We start from the raw sequence: 3,279 nt of genomic DNA on the forward strand, positions 1-3,279 counted from the left end.
GCGTTGCCGAACCGGTCGGCTCGGGCTGCGGGCCCGGCGTCGCGGCGACCGTCACGACGATCGACCGCGTCTGCTCGACGTTGCCGGCCACGTCGGTCGAGCGGTACTGCACGGTGTGGTCGCCGGCATCCGCGATGGTCAGCGACGTGCCCGTCGTCCAGGTCGTGCCCGCATCGAGCGAGTACTCGGTCGTCGCCACCCCCGAGGTGGCGTCGGTCGCGGTGAATTCCACCGTGGAACGCGCGGGCGCCTCTCGCACCGCCGCGGGGTCCATCAGCCGCGAGAGCAGCGCCGCATTCGACGTCTCCGCGCGTGTGAGGGGAGCGACCGTGTCGATGCGGATGTCGATCGATCCCGCGACAGCCGCCACCTCGTCGCCGTTCCACAGCGCGCGGTGGTCGACCGTGTGCGCGCCGTCGCCCGCGACCTCGAACTCCACGCCGGTCGTCCAGTCGCCGTCATCGGTGCGGTGCTGCACGGTGACGTCGTCGCCCCCGTCGTGCGAGAGCAGCACGCCCACGGAATCGCGGTACCAGCCGGCGGCATTCGCCTCGCCCGTGAGCTGCGGGGTGATGCGGGCGATCCCGCCGGCCTCGGGCACGACGATCTCGGGGATCTTCAGGTAAGAACCCGGGGTCGCGAAGGTCAGGCGCAGTCCCGTGGCCAGCATGGTCGAGAACGACAGCGTGGTCTCGGTGCCGTTGACGACGGTCGGCGCCGCCCCGGCGGTCGTGACGGGCGTCCACTCACCCGACGGCGCGCGGTATTCGGCCGTGACCCCGGCGATCGCGCCCTCGATGTTGGTGAAGCGCACCTCGTTCAGGCGGTGGATCTCGCTCGTCTCGAGGGTGAAGGTCGCGGTGTCCTTGTAGCCCGCATCGGTCCAGGTCGACCATTGCGTGTTCAGGCGACCGTCGCACGCGTTGCCCGCCGGCATGGTGGCCCATTTGGTCTGGTGGAAGGATGCCGACACCGTCGCATCGCCCCCGCGGCACACGTTCGGTGCCGAGGCGTTGCCCCACACGTCCACCTCCGCGATCGACTGCCACGTGTTCGCCTCGCTGGTCAGTCGCAGACGCAGGGCGCTCGCGGCGGGGAGGCTGCGCGCGTCGATCACGGCGACGGGCGCCGGGGCGGTGGCATCCTGAGCCAGGGTCGCGGCCACCTCGGTGTCGATCCACGCGCCGGAGGCGTCGCGGTACTGCGCCTGCACGCGCGAGGGCCAGGTCGCGGTGGGGCCGTCCTTGTAGGTGTGCACGACGATCGAGTCGAACGTGCGGTCGGTGCCCCAGTCGAATTGCAGCCAGCTGTCGCGCGGGTAGCCGTTACCGGTCCAGTCGTCCCACCCCTTGGCGGTCGCGTTGCCGTCGACGATCGTGCCGACGAGGTCATTGCGGCTGGATGCCGTGACCGTGGCCTCGGGGGCGATGTCGGCGATACCGGGCTCGACGACGGTGATCGTCCGCTGGAACGATCGGCCCGCGGTGAAGTGCGTGTCGGCGGCGAGGGTGCCGGTGAGGGTCTGCGGACCGAGGACGCGAGTGTCGACCGCACTCCAGGTCACCGCCACGAGTGTGGTCATGCCGTCGACGTCGACGGGCACGCTCGTCGGCAGTTCCGGCGTCGTGCCGCGACGGACGGTCTCGGGAACGCCCGCGGTCAGGGCCTTCCACGTGCCGTGCCCGAAGCCCTTGTCATCCCAGTACGACGCGTCCCATCCGTCGCCGTAGCGCGCGGGATCCTCGGCGGCGGGATTGTGCATCTCGAGGCGACCGTTCTCGCCCACGGTCAGGGGCAGCCACACGTACGTGGAGTCCGAGGCGCCGTCGTTCCAGCGGTCTCCCATGTAGACGAACTTGCCCGGCTCGAGCTCGAGCACGTTCGTGCTCTGCGAGCCGAAGGTGGAGCGGCGCACGTCGCCGACCGACAGCAGGCCGTCACCCCCGTCGGGGATGGCGTCGTACGACACGGTCTCGTTGGCATCCCCCGTCTCGACGCCGCGGATCCACCCGCCCATCATGTTCTTCGTCGTGTAGTACGTCTGCGGGTTGGGAGCCCACCCGGTCGCTCCGGACGCGATGACGCTGTAGGTGCCGTCGCGCTCGAAGATCGCGGGGGCCTCGAGGTGGCCGCACTCCTTGACGATCTGGAAGTCCTCGCCGCGCACGGGCGCCTCGGGGGTGCCGTCGGCGAAGACGTAGGGGTAGCGGCCGTCCTCCGAGTACTGGTTCACGTCGAGGGTGTCGCGGTCGGTCGTGTGGGTGACGTTCGTGTACGAGTCGTCGAGGGCGGCGACGTACAGGCTGTAGTTCTCTTCGGACGAGTACGAGATGTACGCCCGGCCGTCGTCGTCCTGGAACACCGTCATGTCCCGGGCCTGGCCGGGCACCGCGTACGGCGTGCAGGCCTGGTAGTCGGCGCGGTTCGGCATGCGGAACGCCCCGGTCATGCGGAACGGACCGGCGGGCGAGTCCGACACGGCCACCGCCGCCATCGATCGGGCGTACGTGCTGCCGCCGGGCTCGGTGCGCCCGTCGGCGTGCCACCACATGACCCACTTGCCCGTCTTCTCGTTGTGCAGCACCTTCGGGCGCTCGAAGATCGCCGTGTAGTCCGACTCCTGCGTCGAGTTCAGGTGGTAGGCGAGCTGGTCGATCTTCTCGGTCCGGGGCCGGCCGTCGTCGTCGACGGTGTCGTAGAGGTCGTCGAAGTAGGGCGTCAGCAGATCGTCGCGCGTCGAGATGCTGCGCAGCGCGTCGCCCAGATTGGTCCAGTTCATGGCATCCGTCGATCGGTAGACCGCGACGCCGGGGCTGTTCCAGTAGCCCTTCGTGCGGTCTTCGCCGTACCAGTAGTAGACGGTCTGGCCGTCCTCCTGGGTCGTGACGACCTGACCGCCGTGGGCCTGGATGTGGCGTCCGTCGGTGTCGAACCACCGCGGCTGGAAGTAATCGGCCGCCCCGCGCCCCGGGTCGGCGAGCGGCTGGAAGCGGTCGTACGCGACGGGTGGGTCGACGCGGGGGACGCCGTCGCCCGGGTCGGTGGGCACGCCCGTGGCGGCGGTGGCGGCGAGGGGGGATGCCAGGGCTCCGGCCAGGACGGCCGCCGCGGCGGCGGCGAGGAGTCGGCGGGTGGTCCGGGGGCGTCGAGGCGTCATCGCGTCTGTTCCGTTCCGCGCCGCGACGGTGCAGCGCATGGCGGCGCGAGCGCCGCGGGGGGATGTTGACGTCAACACACTAGGGCCGGGCGGCGGCGGCGTCCAGGTTTTTCTCGCCGGGC

The 3,279-nt window shown here is 70.7% G+C and carries 1 protein-coding gene; it reads right to left on the reverse strand.

The window, feature by feature from the left end:
• Positions 1 to 3,157, reverse strand: a 3,157-nt coding sequence (locus DBR36_RS10150) for an OmpL47-type beta-barrel domain-containing protein (RefSeq protein ID WP_258222701.1), incomplete at its 3' end; no start/stop codon positions are given.
• Between the last annotated feature and the right edge of the window lie 122 nt (positions 3,158 to 3,279).

The organism is Microbacterium sp. HMWF026, assembly GCF_003061325.1.
GTDB classification, from domain to species: Bacteria; Actinomycetota; Actinomycetes; order Actinomycetales; family Microbacteriaceae; genus Microbacterium; species Microbacterium testaceum_E.